The sequence below is a fragment of the Fictibacillus sp. 26RED30 genome (genome assembly GCF_015903845.1).
GTDB classification, from domain to species: domain Bacteria; phylum Bacillota; class Bacilli; order Bacillales; family Fictibacillaceae; genus Fictibacillus; species Fictibacillus phosphorivorans.
Genome location: NZ_JACZDV010000001.1, coordinates 762,443 through 786,636, shown reverse-complemented (window position 1 = coordinate 786,636; position 24,194 = coordinate 762,443). Strand labels below are relative to the sequence as shown.

Genomic DNA, 24,194 nt, shown 5'->3' with positions numbered 1-24,194 from the left:
CATCAAGCAAAACTCATAAGTTTGATTATACGCTAAAAAAGAAACAAAAGACAATGTTAAACATATCCTTTTTCTTTTAAACTTACGTATCTTTGATCACCTATTATGATGTGATCCAACACTTCAATTCCTAACATTTTTCCGCATTCTACTAATCTTTTTGTCACTTCAATATCTTCCCTGCTCGGAGCAGGGTCACCGCTGGGATGATTATGAAAACAGATGATTGAAGCACTTGAGCGTTTGAAGCCTTCTTTAAATACTTCTCGCGGATGTACGATAGACGTATTTAGACTTCCGATAAAAACCGTTTTTTTATAAAGTACTTGATTTTTTGTATTTAAATATAAACAAACGAAGTGTTCTTGCTGTAAAAAACGCAGCTCATCCATCAGATACCTAGCACCATCTTCAGGTGAACGTATCGTGTACCTTTCCTCAAACTGAAGACGGCTGATCCGTTTTCCGATTTCTATGGCAGCCATCAGTTCCACTGCTTTTGCTGATCCTATACCGTTGATCTCTTTCAGTTCACCAATTGTTGCTTCTTTAAGATGCCTTAATCCTTCAAATTGCTGAATGATATGATGGGCAAGCTGGATAGCTGACATTTGCTTCGTACCCGTTCTTAAAAGAATAGCTAACAATTCATAGTTAGAGAGCGCTTCAGGACCATCATTTAAAAGTCTTTCTCGCGGCCGCTCCTGTAATGGGTAATCTTTTATCATAAGCGGCTTCGTTACCACTTACGTCCCCCCTATTATTCAGTCTTCGTGACTGACTCGGTGAATGAAAACCCGAAATCTTTTAGTGATCGAACCACCTTAGAGATCGGTAATCCTACAACATTGAAGTAATCGCCTTCGATTTTCTCAACTATTAGCGATCCTGAGCCTTGGATTCCATAACTGCCAGCTTTATCAAAAGGTTCACCAGTGTTTAAGTACCAATCAATTGTATTTTCATCTAAAGTGTAGAAAGTAACACTTGTCTTAACAGAGAAAATCACTTTTTTTGTTTGATCTATTAAACAGACCCCCGTGTAAACTTCATGTGTTTGACCTGAAAGCATCCTTAACATTTCGGCAGCTTCAATTCGATTCTTAGGTTTGCCAAGACGATTATTTTGATAAGATACGATTGTATCTGCACCTAAGATCACACACTCTGGTTTTTGAGTAAAAATGTCTGCAGCTTTCTGCTCAGCAAGTGATTCTACCAATCGACTTGGAGTAAGGGAATGATCCATTTTTTCTTCAAGTGTACTTGGATACGTTTCAAATGGAAGAAGCGTTAATGACAGAAGTTCATATCTTCGAGGTGAAGCAGAGGCTAATATGAGGCGTTTCATGTAATCACCTTTCATCTAATTCTTTGATGTATAGTTTCGTATAGATTTACAATAGCAAACTTGTAAAAATTAGACAAATCACGCCGAAAAACATACTTCTATTAGTTTTTCGGTTCTTTACTGCATTTTATGAGGGCAAATGATTAAATTCATTGACGAATTCCGACAAAATTCTTAAAAACCTATCGATCAAGATTTTGTTTTACGCTTTCACAATCAATCTTGTTGCAAACTAAAAAAGTATGACTCAACAATCGAGCCATACCCTAAATTCCTTTTGTTTCTTCATTTCTAAGAATGTAACTTTTCTTTTAATGCAAGTTGATCAGAGTGAGGGTTGCCGACTTCTATGGGACGAGCGGTCAATCCTAAAAGTAGAAGTGGCTCGTTAAGGCCTGACAAGCAAAAGTTGAATGGGCTATGAAGGAGCACTTTGCTCATCACAGACCGTATAACCTTTGTGCTCGAGGGGCTAGCCACTGCATCTAGACAGGTGAGTCCCTTAATGACGCAAAGCGGCAAGGCGCTCACCTGTCTCCTCACGGAAAGCGATCAACCCGGAGCGGAAATCAACTACTTTCAAAGAGCAATGAATAAGCAAACAGGCTTTTTATTTTAATTATTTTAATGTTGCAAGCAGCTTCGTATAAGACTGTAAGCTATCCATTACTTTTTGCTGAAAAGCCCAGTTCAGTTCTCCTTTTTTCGAATCCTTTAACGCCAGAAAGGCACCTTCGAGCTGCTTTTCAAAATCTGAAGCTGCTTTCGTTGTACTTTCACTCCACTTGCCCTTCTGCCCTTTTCCATACTCTTTCCACTTGTTAAAATCGTTCAGTGTCCGATCAAGACCTGATCCACTTATGTCTGGCATCTGAGAAAGGGTAAGCGTATTTTGAAGTAGAATCTGACCATTCGTAAAATAGGTTTCATCTAGCTTTGATGGTGTTTTTAATTGATCAAAAGAAAAAGAGAGCGATTTAAAAAGTGGCTTATCCATTTCTTTTTGATAAGCTTCATTAAATTTATCTAATTGATGCTTCTCATTTCCAATGCCTACGATAACAGAATACTTTTCTTCTTCAGCTTTAAAAACAACTGCTGAAAAACCTTTATCTTCTATGGTTTTAACAGCTCCTTCAGCTCGATCTTTTGATGAGAAGACACCCGCTTGAAGTGCTGAAAAATCTAATTTGATCGGCCTGATCGTTACGGATTTACCAGAGTCAGCTACTTTTTCTGTAGCAACTGTTGATGCTTCTGTCACTTTATCTCCAGCTTCCGTGATATCGGAAGAGAATACCGTTAAGACTAATACTCCTAAAATTGTTCCTGTAACGATAGCTCCTATAATCGCTGCAACAATTTGCTTAGGAAAGCCTTTCCCATTATTCGGAACAAGGAAGCTTGTCCTCTTGTTCAACACATGTCCGTTCTTTCTTTTAAAGAAGTTTTCACGTTTCTTAAGAGAAGTTGCCAGAATCGTATATCCGCCTCTGTTCACTTCCTCGATGGCAGCAGCAACCTCATTATGAGCGGGCTGCTCTTTAACAGATGTTTGATCTTCACTATAGTTCTTTTCTTTACCATTGATCAAGATGGATATCTCTTGTTTCATATCATCCGCTCCTCTCTATCATCTACTAAAACATATGCTATTTTTGTTTTAATAGAACAAGAAAAAGATAGGAACACAAAAAAAATCCAGGCGTGAAACTGCCCAGATTTTTATCCGATATAAGCGGCGACTTTATTTCTTCCTTGTTGTTTTGCACCTGTATACATGGCACGATCTGCGTTTCGTACTAATGTAAGTGCATCTTCTCCTTGATGAGGAGCGGTTGCAACCCCGATACTTGCAGTTATGTAGATCGTATGTCTGCATTGGTCGGTGAGGTCATTATGTATATCAAATCCTTGATCAGAAATTACAGAACGAAGCTGTTCAGCTAATTGGATACCCGCTCTATCTCCTGATTCAGGTAGCAAGATAATAAACTCCTCTCCACCATACCTGGCAACTGTTCCTCGATCACCAATAAATTCTTCTAGTCTTCTAGCTAAGAGGATCAATACTTCATTTCCACTTTGGTGACCGTATGTATCATTTACTTTTTTGAAGTGATCAATATCTAATAAGATGATTGAGAACTGCTTCCTAAAATACTCATAATTTTGGTACATTTCGGTAAGAATGCTCTCAAAATATCGATAATTATATAAACCTGTTAAAGGACATTGTTCACTTTTTAACTTTGTGGATTCGTAGTTTCTTGCATTATCGATCGCTACTGCCAAGTAGTTTGCTAAGATTTCAAGGATGATAAGGTGATGCTTCTGAAAAGCGTGTTTTTCTTTAGATGCAAAGGTAATGATACCTACGATTTTTTGATTTCTGATCATAGGCACCGAGAGTACAGACTGTGCTTTTCCTTGAAAGAAAACGTTCGATATCTTACGCCATGGCTTCAATTTGCTATAACGTATACTTTTTCCTGTCGACCATACTCTACCACTAATAGCTTCATGTTTTTTGATAGGTACTGTGGTGAGTATGCCTTCTTCACTTTCATATTGGCGTATGATCTTAAGATTTTCTCCCGCATCCGCATCATATATAAACGCAAAATCAACATTCATAAAACCGATCAGTCTTTCTATAAAAACATCCAATATGTGATTTACCTTTAAGTGTTCAGAAAGCTGCTGGCCGATCTCACTCGCTTTTTGAAGAGCATCGTTAATCTGTTGACTAACATGATAGAGATTAATAATGATAGATAATGAAAGAAATGGTAGGCCAACATAAAAGATTCCAGGACGCCCTAGCTGAGAGTATAGAACAAATAGCATGAGGCCAACAGGAATAGCTAGAACCTCCGAAACGAGGTCCCATACAGCATCACGCTCAAAAAAAGCAACATCTTCTTCGTATAGTACTTTTACGATAAAGTAAAGACCAACATGATTTAAAACCAACCCCGTTAAAACATATGCGACTACAGGAATCAAATTAATAGATTCATCAACTGCAAACGGTCCCACTTCACCTCCAAAGAGATGAAATACCGAGCTCTCGCAGATAATTAGCCATGTAAACATAAGGCTGTTCGCCATATATCTATAATACTCTTTTATGACATGAACCTTTAGAGAGATAAACATGGCTAAAACAGATAATAGCGTCATATATAACGCAACAGTCAGCCCATAGTAAAGAAATACGGCTAGGTTGATTCCAGACATGAAGGAGATGTTCGTATTCATCACTTTGATCGGGAAACAAGAAACAACGATCGCTAAAAAACTTATAATACCAAGGTCGATTACATTGATATCAGGCTGGTTACTCGTCATCTGAACAGCCGTCCAAATAGCGAGTGGGAAAAAGAAAATCCATGCCGCTATAAGAATTATACGTTTTTTTCTATTTACCATACGAGTCGCCACCACCTTGTCCCCCTTCCAAATAAGGAATGTTTAGAATACACAACTTTTTTACTAGGACAAATTCATTATCTTTTATTTTATCAAAAGTTCTAAAAATTACAATAAATGTTATTCCAAATTTGTAAATGTTTTTCTAATTTCTGAAATAAAGTAGAGCGATCCTGTAATGATGAGAATATCATCTTCCTCTAATTGGTCTTTTACATGTTGCAATGCCTCTTTCCAAGAAGAGATGCTATATGAATTTTCCAGAGGGCTTTCTGCCAATAATTGTTCCGCAGAGGCTGCTCTTGGAAAATCAAAGGATGTAAAACACGCTTCGTACACGACACTTACCAAGTCTTGCATCATCGTTGCATACGCCTTATCTTCCAAAGCCGCAAACAAAAGAAAGATTCGCTTAGATCCATAATGATTGATCAGTGTTTGTTTAAGTGCTGCAACACCTTGTTGGTTATGAGCCCCATCAATTATTATATCGGGTGAATGTGATACTTTTTCAAATCTTCCAGCCCAAATTGCTTCGCGAAGTCCATCCATTAACGTAGAGAGCGAAATATTAAACTTGCCAGACCTTGTTAAATGCTTAACAGCTGCCACTGCTAATCCAGCATTTTTAATTTGGTGCGTTCCCATCATAGAAATCTCAAGTTCTATACCTCTAAGAACTTCAGAATCTGTATAGAGAAATCTTTCACCACTATTTGTACTTTCTACGTGTACAACAGAAAAATCACGATCAAGGTAATGGTTCTCTGCATTCATTTCCTTCGCTTTACGATCAATCACTTCACGTGCTTCAGATTGATCTGCTGTTGTTATGACGGGTACACCACGCTTGATGATCCCAGCCTTTTGAAAAGCAATCTCTTTTAACGTTTCACCGAGTATGCCCATATGATCAAAGCCTATGTTTGTAATGAGGCTTAATATCGGTGTTATTACGTTAGTAGAATCGTAAAGACCCCCAAGCCCTGTTTCATATACAACAATATCAGGCTGTTTATCAGCGAAGTAAAGAAGTGAGATTACGGTGATCACTTCAAACTCGGTAGGACTTCCTAGATTGGTTAAAGAAACTTCTTCAACAAGAGGTTTCACGATTCTTGCATAATGAAGCAGTTCTTCGTCTGCAATAGGTACCCTGTTCAATGATACCCTCTCATTGAAAGAAATGAGATAAGGAGATGTGAACGTACCTACAGAATAACCCGCTTTATTCATGATGCTTCTTATATATTCTACAGTTGACCCCTTACCATTCGTGCCTGCAATATGTATACACGTTATCTTCTTTTCGGGGTTGCCTGTTCGTTCTAAAAGCCATTCCACTCGTTTCAGACCGGGTTTTATACCAAATTTCAATAAACTATGAATCCACTCTAGTGCTTCACTGTAAGAATTCAAGTTAATTCCGCCTTTCTAACCATAAAGAAGGCGAATCCCTGCTGAAATAAGGATTCGCCTCATATAGATGATGTGTTAGCTTTGAAGTTCTTTAATACGCGCTAATACGTTATCATATTTCTCTTGATAATCCGCTTCTTTTGCACGCTCTTCTTCTATAACCTTTTCAGGTGCTTTCTTCATAAAGCCTTCATTGCTTAATTTTTTCTGTACGCGCTCTACTTCTTTCGCGTATTTCTCAGCTTCTTTTTCAAGTCTCTTAATTTCTTCATCGATATTTAACAACCCTTCAAGTGGAAGGTACATTTCTAAACCTGTTAAAATCGTACTCATGCTCTTCTCAGGTGCTGAGATCTCATCTGAGATGATAAGTTCACCTGGATTACAGAAACGCACTAAATAATGACGATTTGATTCGAGTGCTGAAAGGATCTCTTTATTCTTTGGTTTGATCTGTAGTTCAACTGGCTTACTCGGAGCAACGTTCATTTCAGAACGGATGTTACGAACTGAACGGATCACTTCTGTAATCAGCGCAAATTCTTTTGCTGCTTCAGGGAAATGAAGATCTTCACGCTTTTCTGGCCAAGAAGCAATAGTGATCGATTCACCTTTATGAGGCAAGTGCTGCCAGATTTCTTCTGTAATGAATGGCATGAAAGGATGAAGCAATCTTAGCGTTTGGTCTAACACATGCGCTAGAACAGAACGAGTCGTTTTCTTCGCTTCTTCATCTTCCCCATAGAGTGGAAGTTTCGCCATTTCGATATACCAGTCACAAAGATCATCCCAGATAAAGTTATAAAGCAGGCGTCCCACTTCTCCAAATTCGTATGCATCGATCAAACGTGTGATATCTTCTGCCGTTTCATTCAATCGCGTTAAAATCCATTGATCAGCTAATGATTTCTTTCCACTTAGATCAATCTCATCGTATTGCATACCATCCATATTCATCAATGCAAAACGAGATGCGTTCCAGATCTTGTTAGCAAAGTTCCAAGTAGACTCTACTTTTTCCCAATAAAAACGAAGGTCGTTTCCTGGTGAACTTCCTGTTGATAAGAAGAAACGCAAAGCATCAGCGCCATACTTCTCGATCACATCCATCGGGTCAACACCGTTCCCGAGTGATTTACTCATCTTTCTTCCTTCGGAGTCACGTACGAGCCCGTGAATCAGCACATCGTTAAACGGCTTTTGTTCCGTAAATTCGATCGATTGGAAGACCATTCTTGAAACCCAGAACGTAATGATATCGTAACCTGTTACGAGTACATTTCCTGGGAAGTAACGCTTGTAATCAGCAGCTTCTTCGTCAGGCCATCCCATCGTTGAGAACGGCCAAAGAGCAGATGAGAACCACGTGTCAAGAACATCTGTATCCTGCTCCCAATTTTCGGGATCTTTCGGCTCCGTTTTACCAACGTAGATCTCTCCCGTTTCTTTATGGAACCATGCTGGGATTCTGTGACCCCACCAAAGTTGACGCGAGATACACCAATCACGAATGTTTTCTATCCAACGCATATACGTATTCTCGAAGCGATCAGGAACAAAGTTTATTTTATCTTCACCTTTTTGAAGCTTGATCGCTTCGTCTGCTAAAGGCTGCATCTTAACAAACCATTGTGTTGAAAGATATGGTTCAACAACCGCTCCACTTCGTTCAGAGTGTCCAACAGAATGAATATGCTCTTCAATCTTGAACAAAATACCTTGCTCTTGAAGATCTTTAACGATCTGCTTTCGACACTCAAATCGGTCGAGTCCTTGGTAAGCACCAGCATTGTCATTCATCTGACCGCCTTCATCCATTACAAGAATACGCTCAAGGTTGTGTCTGTTTCCGATCTCAAAGTCATTTGGATCATGAGCAGGTGTGATTTTTACAGCTCCTGAACCAAATTCCATATCAACATAATCATCTCCAACAATTTCGATCTCACGTCCAACGATTGGGAGGATAGCTTTTTTGCCGATTAGGTGTTGATAACGTTCATCTTTCGGATGAACAGCGATTGCTGTATCACCAAGCATCGTCTCAGGGCGAGTAGTTGCTACTTCGATATGTCCAGATCCATCAGCTAGTGGATACTTCATATGATAGAACGCACCTTGAACATCTTGGTGGATAACTTCAATATCAGAAAGAGCTGTTTTCGTCTTTGGATCCCAGTTAATGATATATTCACCACGGTAGATCAAGCCTTTTTCATAAAGGGTAACAAAAACTTCTTTAACTGCATCAGACAATCCCTCATCTAATGTAAAGCGTTCACGGGAATAATCTAGGCCGAGCCCTAATTTTGCCCATTGATTACGAATAAACTCTGCATACTCTTCTTTCCATTCCCACGACTTCTCTAAAAACTTTTCACGGCCTAAATCGTATCGAGAAATCCCCTCTTCACGAAGCTTTCCTTCTACTTTTGCTTGGGTTGCAATACCAGCATGATCCATCCCAGGCAGCCATAGAACATCGTATCCTTGCATACGTTTTGTACGTGTTAAGATGTCTTGAAGCGTTGTGTCCCATGCATGCCCGAGGTGTAGTTTCCCTGTAACGTTAGGAGGTGGGATTACGATCGTATACGGCTGTTTACCCTCTTCGCTCTTTGCTTCAAAAAATTTACCTTTCAACCAAAAATCATAACGATTTTCTTCTGTAGCCTTCGGATCATATTTCGTTGGCATCGTCAGTTCTTTCTGTTCGTTCGTCATTCTATTCTCCTCCTTTATTTCTATACGCTCTTTTCTAAAGGTTGTTGCTTTTAACTCCTTGCTACTTTTGACAGTTGATTGGAGTGGAAGGTGCGAGACTCCTACGGGACAGGCGGGCAGGTGAGACACTTATACGTGAAACGTACGAATGTGGCTCAGCGCCTGCCCCGTGGAAAGTGAGCAGCCTGGAACGGAAATCAACACTTCCTAAAGCAACTAAGTTTACGAAAACAGCCTTTTTAAAAAACAAAAAAGCCCTTTCGTCAAAAAGGACGAAAGGACTCCGCGGTACCACCTTTATTTACGGCAAGTCTAAATAAACTTGCTGTACACTCATGAATAACGGATGGACCGTCTTCTCCTAATTCGAGTTTCAGAGAAGATGCTCAAGGGCGACTTCCAACTAACATTCCTTAAGGATTCTTTCAGCAGATGAATCCTCTCTCTAAAAGGTGTTATGTTGTACTATTCCCTGTCTACGCGACAATATAGAATCTGAATATATTTTATACAACTTATCTGTTTTTAGTCAATAGTATTACCGTAACTTATAAAAGTTATTCTATGCCTTTGATCGCCCTTTAGTGAAAGCCTGTCTTTCACATTAATTATATTGTTGCATAAATTATAAAAAAATGGGCGAATGGAGGGCTTCTTTTGTCTAGAAAGTATTTTCGAAAAACACGTTTTCCTGGGTGGTTTGTCACACTCAAACAAACAATCGGACAATTGACTGCGCCACTTATTGTCTTTCAGCTTTTAAGGACGATACTATTTCCATCTGCTGTTGATTTTATCATCCTTTTAACCTTAGTGATCCTCCATGTGTGTTTCGCTTATGATGTTCTTTAACATGTATTTTTACAAAGTTTTTTCTCAAATGCTGTTTTCGTATAAATTATTGTAACCTGAAAGTGGTTAATTTCCGCTTCAGGTTGCACGCTTTCCATGGGGCGTGCGGTGAGCCTCCTGCCGCGCTTTTTTGCCTTCATGTCCATTTAACTTTTGACCTCGAGGGGCTAGCCACTGCAAATAGATAGGTGAGATACTTAAAAGTAACACGTACGAATGTGGCTCACCGCGAGCAGCCTGGAACAGAAATCAAAAACTTTCAGGAAGCAGCATAGGTTGCCAAAACAAAAAAAGATCACATATAGTCGTTATATGTGATCTCCTTCATCATTTATGTGAATTTTTGTTGGAATAGAATCTGTTTGCTCTAAAGGTGCAGGTGGGGGAGCCATCATAATCGCATCACAAAAATCCCGGATTTTTTTCATGGCTCTTATTCTGCTCTCAAGCCTATGCACCATTTCAATTTGAGAATAATCGTTCCGTTTCATGCAATAAAGATCCACTGCATTAAAAACAGGTTCAGGATAAGATAAATAACTAATTAATAATCCTCTTTCTTCGTTTAGCAAGGGTACGTGTTTTTCATAAAGGTCTAATAATGATTTTCCTTCTTCTGCAGACCATTCCTTTTGATGAGCTGCTCTTCTAAAATAAACGGCTAAGTCTCTGATCGGTGTATCCAGAACGGCCTTTTCAAAATTGAATAGATGGCCTTCACCTGTTGGGTTAAAGATCAAGTGATTCCTTGAAACCTTACCGTGACAAAGGACGCTCCGGTAGCGTTTTTCTCTTTGACACGTTTCATACCATTCTTTCAATCTTCTTTTCGCTTCTTCTGTCATTCTCATGATCTGATGAAAGTGACTAAGGTAAGTTAGTTCAAAGGGAGACATATACGTTTTCTGTTCTGCTTCTTCCGTAAATCTCTCCATCTCATATTGCCGATTTTCCCATCTGTTCATGAGATACTGATACGAATGTTCTACCACTTCATTTGAAAAGTCTTGCTCCTTCAGTGTTAACGCATGAATCTTTCCTAAGTGATCGATAAGAACTTCATCTTTCGCTCTCTCATTTCTTTCATCAGATGCAAACCATGGCATTAAATAATACGTTCTTGATCCTAATTGAACCGTATAATCACCAAACTTTGTAGGATACAGAGGAACGACCTGATGAAAACCTATCTCAGAAAGACGTTGGATCACATGCGTAAACCAGCTTCTTTCATCCTCTGACATCTCTGCTTCTTTCAGTGCAAATGTACCCCTTTTCGTTATGACCTTCTTAACTCTCCCATGCTGCTCTAACTTCTCGGGAAATAGATCATAATGAAAAAGGACGGGCCCGTAATTTAATGTATCTTTTTCCGTTGTCATAGGGCCACCTTCCTTCTTTTTTCATCAAACCATTCGGTTACTGTTTTGACCAATGTTCGATTTTTTTCCCAGCAATCTTCATATCTTTTCAGGCCATCTATCATTCTTTCTAAGGAGCTGTTATCTAATTGATCTAAGCAATCATACAGTTCCCAAGGCATAACGACCTCAGCTAAAAGTAACAACCCTTGCTCTTGTTCCAAAGAAAAATGCTTATTCACCTCCGTTAACAGCCGTTTTAAAGAAGAAGGTGAGGTTTGTTCCAGCCACTCTACCATAAACTTACGAAGTGGCAGATACCCCTTTACTGGTAAAGATTCACCACCTTGATAAAATAAGAAGTGAAAGATTTTCTTCCCATTTTTTACGCTTAGCTCTTTATCAAGAACAGGTAATGCATGATTTCTCATTCTATTTTTTATAGCACGAGAAAATTCCAATCTTTGCTTACTCTCTTTTATACTCGTAACCATACATTGAAAGTTAGCTTCTAAATACTTTTGAGTAAGCGTCATACAATGATTCAAATCAAAGACAGGAGGTTCGATTTGTTTCAAGAACACCTCTTGATTTTTCACAGACACTGCCGCATTTAGTAATGTGGCGATGAACTGTCCCCAACGTTCAACATCTTCACATCCATACAATGTTTCTGTATGATCATGAACAGTGAGCCACCTGTTTCCATATTTTATGGCAGGTTCACCCGATTTAGTACGAATCATACGATCTGGCACAGCGCCTGAGCCCTTAGAGGACTCATCGCGCCATCTTATGTGCCATCTCATACTCTCGCTCTCACTCCAATAACGGATACGCTTCTCTCCGTAATCAGTCATGATGATATGAGGTTTCTCTTTCCATCGCATCCCATAAAGTTCATATTCCTTTTCTAAGGTGTTGATCAGCTCCATAATAGCACCTCGACTTAACGTGAACTTACTGGGATATATATGATCTGTCCTTCGGTTACTTCACCTTGCTGCAGTTGGTTCATACGCATGAGAGTGTTCAATGAAATATCATATCTCTCACAAATGTGTTCTAGTGAATCTCCACGCTGAAGAATGTACATTTTCATTTTAGAAAAACGATCTTCTTTAGCAGATAGCATCTTTGTTAAATAAAGAGCGTTCTCGTCTCTAGGCTCTTCACGTTCTTTATGCATTTCCATCGACTCTGCTTCTGCCTCATATTCATCGTAACTCGTATCGTAGGATTCATAAGCTGCTTCCTGTTCTTCTGCTCCGTTGTAACTTGCATTCTCGTATTCTTGTTCAGCTTCATAAGATTGTTCACCATACTCATATGAAGGACGCTGTGAAGCATTCTGCTGATATTGATAATTTCCGTATTGATTGGATTGCTGTTGATAAGCATCATACTGTTGATACGTTTCTTGCTGCTGGTAAGCATCATGTTGTTGATTTGTTACTTGTTGCTGGTAAGCATCTTCCTGCTGCTGATACCCACCTTGATTTTGGTACGAAGCTGGTTGCTGATATTCTTCCTGCTGCTGATATGGGTTGTATGAATAAGGTCTGTTCGCATCTTGTTGGTAAGTTTGCTCATATTGAGGATGGTTTGTTTGGGTGCTAGCTTCATCTTCTTGATATGAAGCATCATAGCTCTCATAATCACCTTCTACGTGATCATAGGCATCTGAGTTATTATTTTCTTCCATCTCCTCTACCTCTCCATAAAGCTGTGAATTCTCTTCATCAGAATCCGCCAGTTCATCCATAGATGCAGCATCATTGTTTCTTGTATCGTTCATCGAGAACGCAATAGCTTTTAACGAATCGAATGTAGCTTCCATCGTCCGATCATCTTGTGCTTCAAAATGCGGTTTAAATTCAAACGGTGTTGTCTTTTCAGCACGAACGTCCGCTTCGTTCTCATCAAACCTTGCTGCAAACTCATTAAGGTGTGAAGATTGTGAAGGTACGCCGCCACTTTGACGTGCTTCAAACTGAAAAGGAGTAAAAATATCTTGTTTTTCTTCTTTTTGTACAGACCTTTCTTCTGCGGCACTCGTTCTAACCGCTTCTTTCGGAAGATCGTATGATTGACTTTCCTGACGCTGTTTCTCATCTTTAATCCCGTAAATACAGATCGATGCCGAAAGTTCAAAGCATGTAGAATTCGGAAGTTCATATTCAAACGATTCGACTTCCACTTTTACCTCATTAGAATCCTCTACACGATAAGATGGGATGGTAATATCGACTGGAAAACGATGCACAAGATCTGTCATCCCATCTTCTGCAACGTTCAGTTGTGTAAGAGAGCGGTAAGACATACTCTCAGAGAGCGTATTATGATCTGATACTCCCTCAGTCTGTTCTTGTTTTTCTGACCGGTATCTGCCATTTAAAATCAGGGCTCCCTTGATATAAACCTGTCCGGCTTCCTCTGTAATACGAATCTCAGGATCTAGTGACATCGACAAAACTTCAGCTACTTCCTGTCCCTTCTTTAGCCAAACAGACTCCTCAATGGAGAAACGCAGCTTCGATTGACTCATGCCCTTCTCCTCCTTTCAGGTTGCATATAGTTATACAATATAGGTGTATGAGGGAACAGGACGAAATATGATTTTTATTAGGTAACAGCTTTCTTAAAAAACAAAAATAGCGTCCGCTGAAGTTAGCGGACGCTACAAAAAATGACTATTTTAATTGTGAAAAAGCCTTTCTGAACGCTGCAACTGTTTTATCAATATCTTCTTCTGTATGAGCAGTAGATAAGAATAATCCTTCAAATTGTGAAGGAGGCAGCGAGATACCTTCTTGTAGCATCGTTTTGAAGCAAGCGTTAAAGTGATCCAAGTTGGATTGCTTAGCAGTGTCGTAGTTAATCACATCTTGATTCGTGAAGAAAAAGCCGATCATGCTGCCTGCACGGTTGATCGTATGTGCCACACCATATTGTTCAGCGGCTTCAGAAATTCCAGAAGCTAGTCGATCTCCTAGTTTTTGAAAATATGTGTAACTTTCTTTTGTAAGTTGCGAAAGGGTAGCATACCCGGCAGCCATCGCAAGAGGATTTCCTGATAACGTTCCTGCTTGATAGATCGGTCCGCTCGGCGCGATTTGTTCCATGATCTCTCGTTTTCCACCATAAGCTCCAACAGGTAGACCCCCACCAATTACTTTACCTAGACATGTTAGGTCTGGTGTTACTCCAAAATAACCTTGTGCACATTCATAATCCACTCGGAAGCCTGTCATTACTTCGTCAAAGATTAATAAAGAGCCGTGTTGTTCAGTTATTTTACGAATACCTTCTAAAAATCCTTTTTGTGGAGGGACTACACCCATGTTACCTGCGACTGGTTCTACAATCACACAAGCAATATCTTCTCCAAATTGATTAAATGCGACTTGCAAACTCTCAAGGTCATTGTATGGAACAGTGATCGTGTTCTGTGCGATACCTTCTGGAACCCCAGGAGAATCTGGCAGTCCAAGTGTTGCTACACCAGAGCCTGCTTTGATCAATAAGGAGTCACCGTGTCCGTGGTAGCAGCCTTCAAATTTAACGATCTTACTTCGTCCTGTGTATCCTCGCGCTAAACGAAGTGCACTCATCGTAGCTTCTGTACCTGAGTTAACCATACGTACAACTTCGATCGATGGAACACGATCGATTACAAGCTTTGCAAGCTTCGTTTCCATTTCATTCGGAGCACCAAAACTTGTTCCGAGCTCAGCAGTTTGCTTAAGTGCCTCCACTACTTGATCGTCAGCATGTCCAAGAATTAAGGGTCCCCATGACAATACATAATCGATATATTCGTTACCATCGATATCATAAATCTTTGACCCTTTTCCGCGTTCCATAAATACAGGATCCATTTTTACAGATTTAAATGCACGTACAGGACTGTTAACGCCTCCAGGCATAACTTCTTTCGCTTCTTGAAAAGCAGCTATCGATTTTTCAAAGCTTCTCATACCAACACCTCTTTCCTTATTTTTCATTCAGCCATCTTGCAGCATCTTTGGCAAAATACGTAATAATTAAGTCTGCTCCTGCTCGTTTCATAGAGATCAGTTTCTCAAGTACGATGCTTTTCTCATCTACCCATCCGTTCATAGCAGCTGCTTTAATCATGGAATATTCTCCACTCACGTTGTAAGCCACTAGTGGAAGAGGGTACATGTCTTTTAACTCTCTTAGAATATCTAGGTAAGAAAGAGCTGGTTTTACCATTAAGAAGTCAGCGCCTTCAGCGACGTCTGATTCTGCCTCTCTGAGAGCTTCAAGTCGGTTCGCCGGATCCATCTGATACGTTTTTCTATCACCGAATTGTGGTGTGCTATGAGCTGCATCACGGAACGGACCATAAAAGGATGATGCATATTTAACTGCGTAAGACATGATCGGAACATCATAGAAACCTGCTTCATCAAGCCCTTGTCTGATCGCAGCAACAAAACCATCCATCATGTTTGAAGGTGCGATGATATCTGCTCCAGCTTTCGCCTGTGAGACAGCTGTTTTTGCAAGAAGCGTCAAGGTTTCATCATTCAATACTTCACCATTTTCAATCACACCGCAGTGTCCATGATCTGTAAATTGGCATAAACATGTGTCTGCTATCACAGTAAGTGATGGGGCAACTTCTTTAATTTGTGAGATTGCATTCTGTACAATTCCATTATGATCATAAGCTGAGCTTCCGCATTCGTCTTTTTCTGCAGGTACTCCAAAAACGATAATAGACTGAATACCAAGACTTTCAATTTCTTTTACCTCTTCTTGAAGAAGGTCCAATGATAGATGATACACACCTGGCATGGAAGGTACTTCTTTTTTGACGTTCTCTCCTTCAACAAAGAACAATGGATAGATAAAGTCAGAGACATGAAGATGCGTTTCACGCACTAGTGAACGCATGGATGCTGATTTTCTTAAACGGCGATGACGCTGAAAATTCATATTAACTTCCTCCTTGAAAATAAGAGATGGCACAGTTCACCATATCTTCTGCGGTAAATTGTTTAGGCATTAATACATGATGAAACCCGTATTTTTCTGCAGCACTTTTCGTTGTCGGCCCAACACAGATCACAGGCTTCTTATAGACTTCCTCTGTGTTTAACCCTTTACTTAAGAAGGTTACGGCAGAAGGGCTCATAAAAAACAGGCAATCAGCTTGATACACGAGCGACCAATCTAAATGGTCTTCTGATTCAGTTTTGTAAACAACTAATTCTTCAACAAATGCTGTTTCTTTCAACTCTTCTTTAATAAAAGATGGAGCTAGATTTCCTTTTGGAAATAGAACTCTTTCATGAGCTAAGACGTGGTTTTTTAACGTCTTCACTAGGCTTTCTGCATGATAATGTTCAGGCACAAGAATAGTCGTGATTCCTCTATCTCTTAATGATTCAGCTGTTTTTTCACCAACTGCTGCAAACTTAACACTATTTAGTGAAACGTTATAATCATGAATCAATTGAAAAAAGTAGTCTACTCCATTTTTGCTCGTAAAAACAATCCATTGAAAAGACGACAGATTTTTCAACGTAGACTGTGAATCATCGTTTCTTACACCATTAATAGATACAATAGGAAAAGAAAGAGGGACGCCAGCGTTCTCTTGAATAAGTGAGATCAATGGCTCTGCCTGCTCTTTCGGCCGTGTAACAAGTATTCGCTTACCTGCTAATGGTCCTATAGAAGTATTCATTACGTATTTAAATCCTTTTTCACTGCATCTAGTATTGTTTTCGCACCTAATATCTTTAATTCTTCGGCTAACTCTACACCCACACGGTGCGGGTCCTTGCCTGATTTCATTTCTTTTAATACCGTTTTTCCTTCAGGATCTGCAACAAGACCCGTTAAAGAAACTTCTTGGTTCTCATCCATCGTAGCAAATGCCGCGATTGGAACTTGGCAGCCGCCTTCTAACGTGTTCAGGAAAGAGCGTTCTGCTAAAACTGTGTCAAACGTATAAGCATCGTTCAGTGTAGCTAATAATTCTTTTACTTCAAGATCTTCACTTCTGCACTCAATAGCTAATGAACCTTGTCCTACAGCAGGGAGACACAGGTCAATGTCCAAGTATTCGGTTACAACATCTGTAGACCAACCCATTCTTTCAAGTCCTGCAGCTGCTAGTATGATCGCATCGAACTCACCGGACTTTAATTTGTTAAGACGAGTATCGATATTACCTCGAATAGATTTAATCGTTAGATCTGGACGTCTGTTTAAAACCTGTGCAGCTCTTCTTAGTGAGCTTGTCCCAACAATTGCACCTGCAGGGAGCTCTCTTAACGACGAATACTTTTCAGATATTAGAGCATCTCTCGGATCAACACGTTTAGGAGTACAGCCGATCTCGAGCCCCTCAGGAAGTTCAGAAGGCATATCTTTCATGCTGTGAACGGCAATATCAATCTCTTTATCTAACATCGCTTGTTCGATTTCTTTGACGAATAAACCTTTTCCGCCTACTTTTGAGAGCGTAACATCAAGAATGATATCACCTTTTGTTACGATCTCTTTTACTTCAAACTCAAAAGGCATTCCTGATTTTTTTAATTGATCGATCACCCAATTTGTTTGTGTGATCGCTAATTTACTTCTTCTTGAACCTACTATAATTTTTCTCATGATATGAATCTCCTATTCTTTACTTATACCAAAGGTGAAATTCAGTAAACGTTGACGCTAAAAAGTAGTTGATCAAAACGACTAGGAAGGCAGCAGCGTTCCAAAGCGCTAACGTTTTACCTTGCACACCTCTTCCAACCTTTTGATAGAGGTAAGTACTGTAAACCAAAAGGACAATAAATGACGAGATGACTTTGGCATCAAGAAGTGTAAAGTCACTTATTTTCCAGAATGCCCATACGACTCCCAATATTAGACTAAGCAAGAGCAGCGGCACTCCGATCGTATTCAATCGAAAAGAAAGTTTCTCTAAGTATGATAGACTCCCAAAACGCTGCAGCCTTTTGCTCCATTTCTTTCGCTTCAACATGCCATGCTGTAGCAGGTACATGAACGAGAATATGAAGGAGAGTGAGAATGCTCCATAAGAGATAAAAGCCATCGTTATATGAATGATTAATAATTCTGAGATCAGCTGTTTCTCAATCACTGCACTAGCTTGTCCTGTTGGAGCAAACAAGTGGATCGAGACGAGCAAGAAACCAAGAATGTTCGTAAAAAACACGAGAAAATCAACACGGAAAAACCTGCTCATGACAACTGAGAACGTCACGAGGATCCATGCATAAAAAAACAGGCCTTCCGAGGGTGTTAATATTGGAAACCGTTGATCTTTCAGCATCCTTAACACAAAAAAGACCGTTTGAAGTACCCAGACAATAGAAAGCAACCAGAAAGCAAATCGATTTGCTTTCCGGTTGTTTTGAAGAAAATCTATAAAATAGCCTATGATGCTAAGTGCATATAGAACGATTGTAAGATCATATATCCAATTCATTTTTGCTCACACTCCATGAGCTCGAGGGAAACGAGAGCTTAAGTTCTTACTACAGCCGAAGGAACCACTTCATCTGTTAGTGAAGACTTCTCTTCGACGTTTGCAGCAAATGCTGTTTCCAACTGCTTCTGTTTATCCAAATAATCTTCGAGTCCGAAAATTTCGGTAAATAATTGCAACTGTTCTTCAGCTCCTGGTTCACCAGCCATCTCTTTGGCTCGAGTCACAGGATCACGAAGCAATTGATTCACGATACTCTTCGTATGTTTGCTTAAAATTTTTCTTTCCCGATCCGTAAGATCCGGCAGCTTGCGCTCGATGCTTTGCATGGTTTCAGCTTGAATGTTTAATGCCTTTTCGCGTAATGCAGAAATTAACGGTACTACACCCAGCATTGAAATCCAAGATTGGAAAGCTACAATTTCAGCTTCGATCATAATCTCAATCTTTTCCGCTTCTTTCATTCGTTCAGCAAGATTAGACTCTACGATCCCTTCTAAGTCATCGATATCATAAAGAAAAACACTGTCTAAATCATGAAGCTCAGGATCTAGGTCACGAGGTACTGCAATATCTACCATGAACAATGGAAGACCTTTACGTTTTTTAATAGCAGGTGCGGCCATTTTCTTTGTAATGACAAATTCACTAGCACCCGTGGAAGAAATCACGATATCTGCCTTAATGAGCAAACTTTCAAGATCTTCAAAAGGATATGCTTTACCATGAAACTTTTTAGCTACCTCTTGTGCCTTTTCAAAAGTTCGGTTAATAACAAGTACTTCATTTCCTCCACTCGCATGCAGATGTTTCGCTGTAAGCTCACCCATCTTACCTGCACCAACGATTAAGATGGTTTTATTTTGCAAACCACCAAAGATTTTTTTAGCGAGTTCGACAGCTGCATAGCTAACCGATACCGCATTTTCACCGATATCCGTCTCTGAATGACATCTCTTCGCAAATGTGATCGCTTGTTTCATGAGTTTATTAAATATGGTCCCTGTTGCATCAAGTTTTTGTGATTCTAAGAACCCATCCCTTACTTGACCAAGGATTTGTGTTTCACCGATCACCATAGAATCCAAGCCAGCAGCTACACGAAAAAGATGCTCGACAGCTGCTTCCCCGTCTCTGATGCTCAAGAATGGTGAAAGTTCTTCTTTATCAATTGAAAACCAGTCCGCCAAAAAAGATTTGATGTAGTATCTTCCGGTATGAAGCTGATCGGCAACAGCATAGATCTCAGTACGGTTGCACGTTGAAACGATTACACATTCAAGTATACTTTTTTGTTTTCGGAGTGTAGAGATCGCATCCGTTAATTCAGCGGGCTGAAAAGAAACTTTTTCCCGAATTTCTACGGGTGCCGTTTTGTAATTAAGTCCAACCACTAGAATATGCATGCGCTCACCTCCCTTAATTATGTATGTTCTTTACTAATTATAACATGTCCCAAAATACGGAATATCCAATAATGTGAACAGAATTTAAACGTTTATGCTATGATGTATTTATTATCTTTTTGGTGCGTGTATAGCAGTTTTAGGATAACCATAATTACTAAAACTTAGCACCAATATTAAAAATAACAAAAATCGACCAATTTAGCAAAGGTTTACGTTTAAGATGGAGGCATTATGAAACAAAGAAACACATTCAGCGGCATCATTTTACTCGGAATTGGATTATTCTATTTTGCTAATAGAATGAACATTGAACTGCTACAACCGTATCTCACATGGCCAAGTATACTAATCATCATTGGGGTAGCTCTTCTTTTCCAATCTGGATCCGGAAAAGATTCTTCAAGTATGTTCTCAGGTGTATTCTTGACTGGGCTAGGCGTACATTTTCATGCTGCTACAAAAGTTGCGACATGGCCTGAACCACTTCCTGTTATCGTTTTACTAGCAGGTGTATCATTTCTGATTCAGTATCGAAAAACAAAAGAAGGGCTTATCCCCGGGTTATTGTTATCGCTTTTAGCCCTATGGTTGCTCTTCTTTAAGAGTAATACCCCTTCTGTAGAAAATATATTTGTTAAAGCTGAAGATTTTTGGCCGATTATTTTAATGGTCATCGGGGCTTATCTTATGTTCTTTAAAAAGAAATAGAAACACAAAACCCTCTATGTTTTTAAAAACATAGAGGGTTTTTAGTTCAGGCTGTTTTCACATAAGCAGAAGTACCCTATAGTAGTTGATTTTCGCTCCAGGTTGCACGCTTTCCATGGGGCGAACGGTGAGCCTCCTGTCTAGTTGCAGTGACTAGCCCCTCTAGGTCAAAAGGTAAACAGTCAAGAAGGCAAAGTGCGCCTTCCAAGCCCATTTCCCTTTTGCTTGTCGGGGCTGAACGAGTCACTTCCACTTTTCGGACTGCCGCTTCGCGCCCTTAGGAGTCTCCACCTGACCGCTCGTCCCATAGGAGTCGGCAACCTTCCCCTTCAATCAACTTGCAAAGTAGAGAAAAAGAAAACCTCTAAAGCATCTAAACATGAAACCTTTTAGTATTGAGGCCTTTTGCTGAAAACTTTTATAAGAGTCATTATTTAGATAGATAAGAATTCAGTACGCCCCACGCTTCATCTTTTCCTTGTCCGGTTTCAGATGAGAAGAGTACGATCTTATCGCTCTTGTCCATGTTTAATGTTTCCTTGACTACTTTTTTATGCTTATCCCATTTTCCTTTTGGGATCTTGTCACTTTTCGTAGCGACCACAATAACAGGAAGCTCATGATATTTTAACCAATCGTACATTAAAACATCATCTTTTGATGGAGCATGTCTAAGGTCAACAAGTTGAACAACTGCTTTTAACTGATCGCGTTCAACGAGATACTGCTCAATCATCTTGCCCCAAGCTTCTCTTTCTGTTTTTGACACTTTAGCAAAACCATAGCCAGGTACATCTACAAAATAAAAACTTTCATTTAGGATATAAAAGTTTAACGTCTGAGTTTTCCCAGGTTTTGAAGACGTACGTGCTAAATTTTTTCTGTGAATCATCTTATTAATAAAAGAAGATTTCCCTACATTCGAGCGTCCTGCCAAAGCAATCTCCGGAAGATTGCCTTCCGGATATTGTTTTGGTCCGACTGCCGATATTACGATTTCCGCTGTATTTACTTTCACTTTCTATCACCTGCTAATGCAACTTTTAATACCTCATCTAAATGAGATACGGTTATAAAAGATAATCCCTCTTTAACCGATTGTGGAATATCTTCAATGTCTTTCTCGTTTTCTTTCGGAAGGATGATGGTTTTGATTCCTGCTCGATGCGCACTTAATGATTTTTCTTTCAAACCACCAATTGGCAACACACGTCCTCTGAGCGTAATCTCCCCGGTCATCCCCACATCTTTTCTAACTGGCTTTTTCGTTAGTGCTGATACTAATGCTGTAGCAATGGTTATTCCTGCCGAAGGACCATCCTTTGGTGTTGCTCCTTCAGGAACATGTATATGAATATCTGTTTTTTCATAGAAATCATGGTCGATTCCCAGCTCTTCCACTTTCGTGCGAACGTAGCTTAACGCAGCTTGAGCAGATTCTTTCATAACATCACCTAACTTACCCGTTAAGATCAGTTTGCCCTTACCAGGTGATAGTGCTACCTCGATGGAGAGAGTATCTCCGCCTGCTGTCGTATAAGCTAATCCCGTCGCAGCACCAATTTGGTCTTCAAGTTCTGCTTGACCATAGCGGAAACGGGGCTTACCAAGATAATCTTCAAGGTTTTTAGCAGAAAGTACAACCTTTTTCTTTTCAGATGATACAATTTGCTTCGCTGCTTTTCTGCATAATCCTGCAATTTGCCGCTCAAGATTACGCACACCCGCTTCACGTGTATAATTACGAACCAGCTTTAGAATAGAATCATCCTTGAACTGTATCTGGCTTTTCTTTAATCCATGTTCTTTCAACTGTTTTGGAATCAAGTGATTTTTAGAAATATGCAGCTTTTCAACCTCTGTATAACCAGCGATCGAAATAACTTCCATTCTATCTAATAACGGACCTGGAATTGTTGAAAGCGAGTTTGCTGTCGTAACGAACATGACTTTAGATAGATCGTACGGCTCTTCGATATAATGATCGCTGAAGGTACTATTCTGTTCAGGATCCAGCACTTCGAGCATCGCAGAGGAAGGATCTCCTCTAAAATCACTCGACATCTTATCGATCTCATCAAGCAAGAACACAGGATTTATCGTTCCCGCTTTCTTCATACCTTGAATCAATCGGCCTGGCATCGCACCAACATATGTTCTTCGATGCCCTCTAATCTCAGCTTCGTCTCGCACACCGCCAAGAGAAATTCTCACAAAATTTCTGCCGATTGCACGTGCGATCGACCTTGCTAACGATGTCTTACCAACCCCTGGAGGTCCTACTAAACAAAGGATCGGCCCTTTTAGTGAATTTGTCAGCTTCTGAACAGCAAGATATTCTAAGACTCTATCCTTCACTTTTTCAAGACCATAATGATCTTCATTAAGAACTGTTTCCGCATGTGGAATATCCAGATTATCAATCGTTTCTTGTTTCCAAGGTAGATTAACAAGCCACTCGATATATGTTCTGATAACAGAGCTCTCAGCTGAAGAATTAGGCATCTTTTCATAGCGGTCAAGTTCTTTTTTTGCAAGTTCCATGACCGTCTCAGGCATATCAGAAGATTCAATACGTTCTTTGAGCGTACTCACTTCACCAACTTTGCCTTCTTTATCACCTAGCTCTTTTTGGATCGCTTTCATCTGTTCGCGCAAATAATATTCTTTTTGCGTTTTTTCCATCGCCTTTTTAACGCGTTGACCGATTTTCTTTTCTAGACCTAGCACTTCTTTTTCATTGTTTAAAAGGTCCAGTAAGTGTTCAAGTCTTTCTTTCACATCAAAGATCTCTAGGATTTTTTGCTTTTCTTTGATTTTTAAAGAAAGATGTGAAGAAATAACATCAGCCAAGCGTCCTGGTTCGGTAATATCTTGAACTGAGGCAAGGGTTTCAGGCGTTACTTTTTTCGATAGGTTTATGTATTGTTCGAATTGAGCCAGAACAGCTCTCATAAGAGCTTCCGTTTCGGCTTCTTTCACTTCAATATCATCTGTTAGTTCAACTTCTACTTCTACATGGGTCTTCTCGTCCGTGAACGAAGTAATTTCTCCGCGTTTAATACCTTCGACAAGTACTCTGATCGTGCCATTAGGCAGTTTGAGCATCTGATTTACTTTTGACAACGTTCCTACATGATAAATTTCCTCTTGTGCTGGATCTTCAATAGAAACTTCTTTTTGAGTAGATAGAAAGATCATCTGATCATCAAGCATCACTTTTTCAAGCGCTTGAATAGATTTTTCTCTTCCTACATCTAAATGAAGTACCATTGTTGGATAGACCAACAATCCGCGAAGAGGGAGGAGCGGAAGAACTCGTTTTTCCCCCATTAAAAACACCTCCGAAAACTGCTATGTAATCATTAATTATATGCTTAGTCTTTGTACAATTCTACCGATAATGCTTAACTTTGTCTAATGTAAGCTTCGGATTGTTAGAA

Annotated in this window: 19 protein-coding genes and 1 other annotated feature; of the genes, 2 read left to right on the top strand and 17 right to left on the bottom strand. The window is 39.7% G+C overall.

What is annotated here, in order from left to right; all coding sequences use genetic code 11:
• Window positions 1-56: 56 nt before the first annotated feature.
• The 6 genes from radC to IHV11_RS03855 form a co-directional block, all read right to left on the bottom strand.
• On the bottom strand, window positions 57-728 hold the full coding sequence (gene radC, locus IHV11_RS03880; protein ID WP_197132108.1) for a RadC family protein: 672 nt from the start codon (window positions 726-728) through the stop codon (window positions 57-59).
• Between the two features lie 32 nt (window positions 729-760).
• The gene (locus IHV11_RS03875; RefSeq protein WP_197193756.1) at window positions 761-1,351 is read right to left on the bottom strand and encodes a Maf family protein; all 591 of its coding nucleotides are present in this window, start codon (window positions 1,349-1,351) and stop codon (window positions 761-763) included.
• Window positions 1,352-1,970: 619 nt separating this feature from the next.
• Entirely contained in the window at window positions 1,971-2,966 is a 996-nt protein-coding gene (locus IHV11_RS03870) for a hypothetical protein (protein ID WP_197131321.1), read from the bottom strand.
• A gap of 110 nt (window positions 2,967-3,076) precedes the next feature.
• Window positions 3,077-4,798, bottom strand: a complete 1,722-nt coding sequence (locus IHV11_RS21125; protein WP_197193755.1) for a GGDEF domain-containing protein — start codon at window positions 4,796-4,798, stop codon at window positions 3,077-3,079.
• Window positions 4,799-4,906: 108 nt separating this feature from the next.
• The gene (locus tag IHV11_RS03860; RefSeq protein WP_231620185.1) at window positions 4,907-6,205 is read right to left on the bottom strand and encodes a bifunctional folylpolyglutamate synthase/dihydrofolate synthase; all 1,299 of its coding nucleotides are present in this window, start codon (window positions 6,203-6,205) and stop codon (window positions 4,907-4,909) included.
• A gap of 75 nt (window positions 6,206-6,280) precedes the next feature.
• A complete protein-coding gene (locus tag IHV11_RS03855) occupies window positions 6,281-8,929 on the bottom strand; it encodes a valine--tRNA ligase (protein ID WP_197193754.1) in 2,649 nt (882 codons plus the stop codon).
• 265 nt (window positions 8,930-9,194) lie between these two features.
• Window positions 9,195-9,417, bottom strand: a binding site (T-box leader).
• Between the two features lie 169 nt (window positions 9,418-9,586).
• Between IHV11_RS03855 and IHV11_RS03850 the strand changes: the two genes are divergently transcribed.
• Window positions 9,587-9,781, top strand: a complete 195-nt coding sequence (locus IHV11_RS03850) for a hypothetical protein (protein WP_066396554.1) — start codon at window positions 9,587-9,589, stop codon at window positions 9,779-9,781.
• A 308-nt stretch (window positions 9,782-10,089) separates the two neighbouring features.
• On the opposite strand, the gene ysxE is transcribed toward IHV11_RS03850, so the two are convergent.
• The 9 genes from ysxE to hemA form a co-directional block, all read right to left on the bottom strand.
• Window positions 10,090-11,163 (bottom strand): spore coat protein YsxE, encoded by a 1,074-nt coding sequence (gene ysxE / locus IHV11_RS03845; RefSeq protein WP_197193753.1) that lies wholly within the window; start codon window positions 11,161-11,163, stop codon window positions 10,090-10,092.
• A complete protein-coding gene (locus IHV11_RS03840) occupies window positions 11,160-12,077 on the bottom strand; it encodes a hypothetical protein (protein ID WP_197193752.1) in 918 nt (305 codons plus the stop codon). The genes ysxE and IHV11_RS03840 overlap by 4 nt, the downstream gene beginning before the upstream one ends.
• 14 nt (window positions 12,078-12,091) lie before the next feature.
• A complete protein-coding gene (locus IHV11_RS03835; RefSeq protein ID WP_197193751.1) occupies window positions 12,092-13,690 on the bottom strand; it encodes a LysM peptidoglycan-binding domain-containing protein in 1,599 nt (532 codons plus the stop codon).
• A gap of 145 nt (window positions 13,691-13,835) precedes the next feature.
• Complete coding sequence (gene hemL, locus IHV11_RS03830; RefSeq protein ID WP_197193750.1) at window positions 13,836-15,122, bottom strand: glutamate-1-semialdehyde 2,1-aminomutase; 1,287 nt, start codon at window positions 15,120-15,122, stop codon at window positions 13,836-13,838.
• 16 nt (window positions 15,123-15,138) lie between these two features.
• Entirely contained in the window at window positions 15,139-16,110 is a 972-nt protein-coding gene (gene hemB / locus IHV11_RS03825) for a porphobilinogen synthase (protein WP_197193749.1), read from the bottom strand.
• 1 nt (window position 16,111) lies between these two features.
• Window positions 16,112-16,864, bottom strand: coding sequence for a uroporphyrinogen-III synthase (locus IHV11_RS03820; protein ID WP_197193748.1), 753 nt, complete (start codon window positions 16,862-16,864; stop codon window positions 16,112-16,114).
• Window positions 16,864-17,796, bottom strand: a complete 933-nt coding sequence (gene hemC, locus IHV11_RS03815) for a hydroxymethylbilane synthase (protein WP_197193747.1) — start codon at window positions 17,794-17,796, stop codon at window positions 16,864-16,866. The genes IHV11_RS03820 and hemC overlap by 1 nt, the downstream gene beginning before the upstream one ends.
• A 19-nt stretch (window positions 17,797-17,815) precedes the next feature.
• Window positions 17,816-18,634, bottom strand: a complete 819-nt coding sequence (locus IHV11_RS03810; protein WP_197131374.1) for a cytochrome C assembly family protein — start codon at window positions 18,632-18,634, stop codon at window positions 17,816-17,818.
• A gap of 38 nt (window positions 18,635-18,672) precedes the next feature.
• The gene (hemA, locus tag IHV11_RS03805; protein WP_197193746.1) at window positions 18,673-20,040 is read right to left on the bottom strand and encodes a glutamyl-tRNA reductase; all 1,368 of its coding nucleotides are present in this window, start codon (window positions 20,038-20,040) and stop codon (window positions 18,673-18,675) included.
• Window positions 20,041-20,274: 234 nt separating this feature from the next.
• On the opposite strand from hemA, the gene IHV11_RS03800 reads away from it, so the two are divergent.
• The gene (locus IHV11_RS03800; protein ID WP_197189532.1) at window positions 20,275-20,751 is read left to right on the top strand and encodes a LiaI-LiaF-like domain-containing protein; all 477 of its coding nucleotides are present in this window, start codon (window positions 20,275-20,277) and stop codon (window positions 20,749-20,751) included.
• Between the two features lie 430 nt (window positions 20,752-21,181).
• Here IHV11_RS03800 and yihA read toward each other — a convergent pair whose 3' ends face one another.
• On the bottom strand, window positions 21,182-21,769 hold the full coding sequence (yihA, locus tag IHV11_RS03795) for a ribosome biogenesis GTP-binding protein YihA/YsxC (protein ID WP_197131383.1): 588 nt from the start codon (window positions 21,767-21,769) through the stop codon (window positions 21,182-21,184).
• Window positions 21,766-24,084 (bottom strand): endopeptidase La, encoded by a 2,319-nt coding sequence (gene lon / locus IHV11_RS03790; RefSeq protein WP_197189533.1) that lies wholly within the window; start codon window positions 24,082-24,084, stop codon window positions 21,766-21,768. The genes yihA and lon overlap by 4 nt, the downstream gene beginning before the upstream one ends.
• Window positions 24,085-24,194 lie beyond the last annotated feature (110 nt).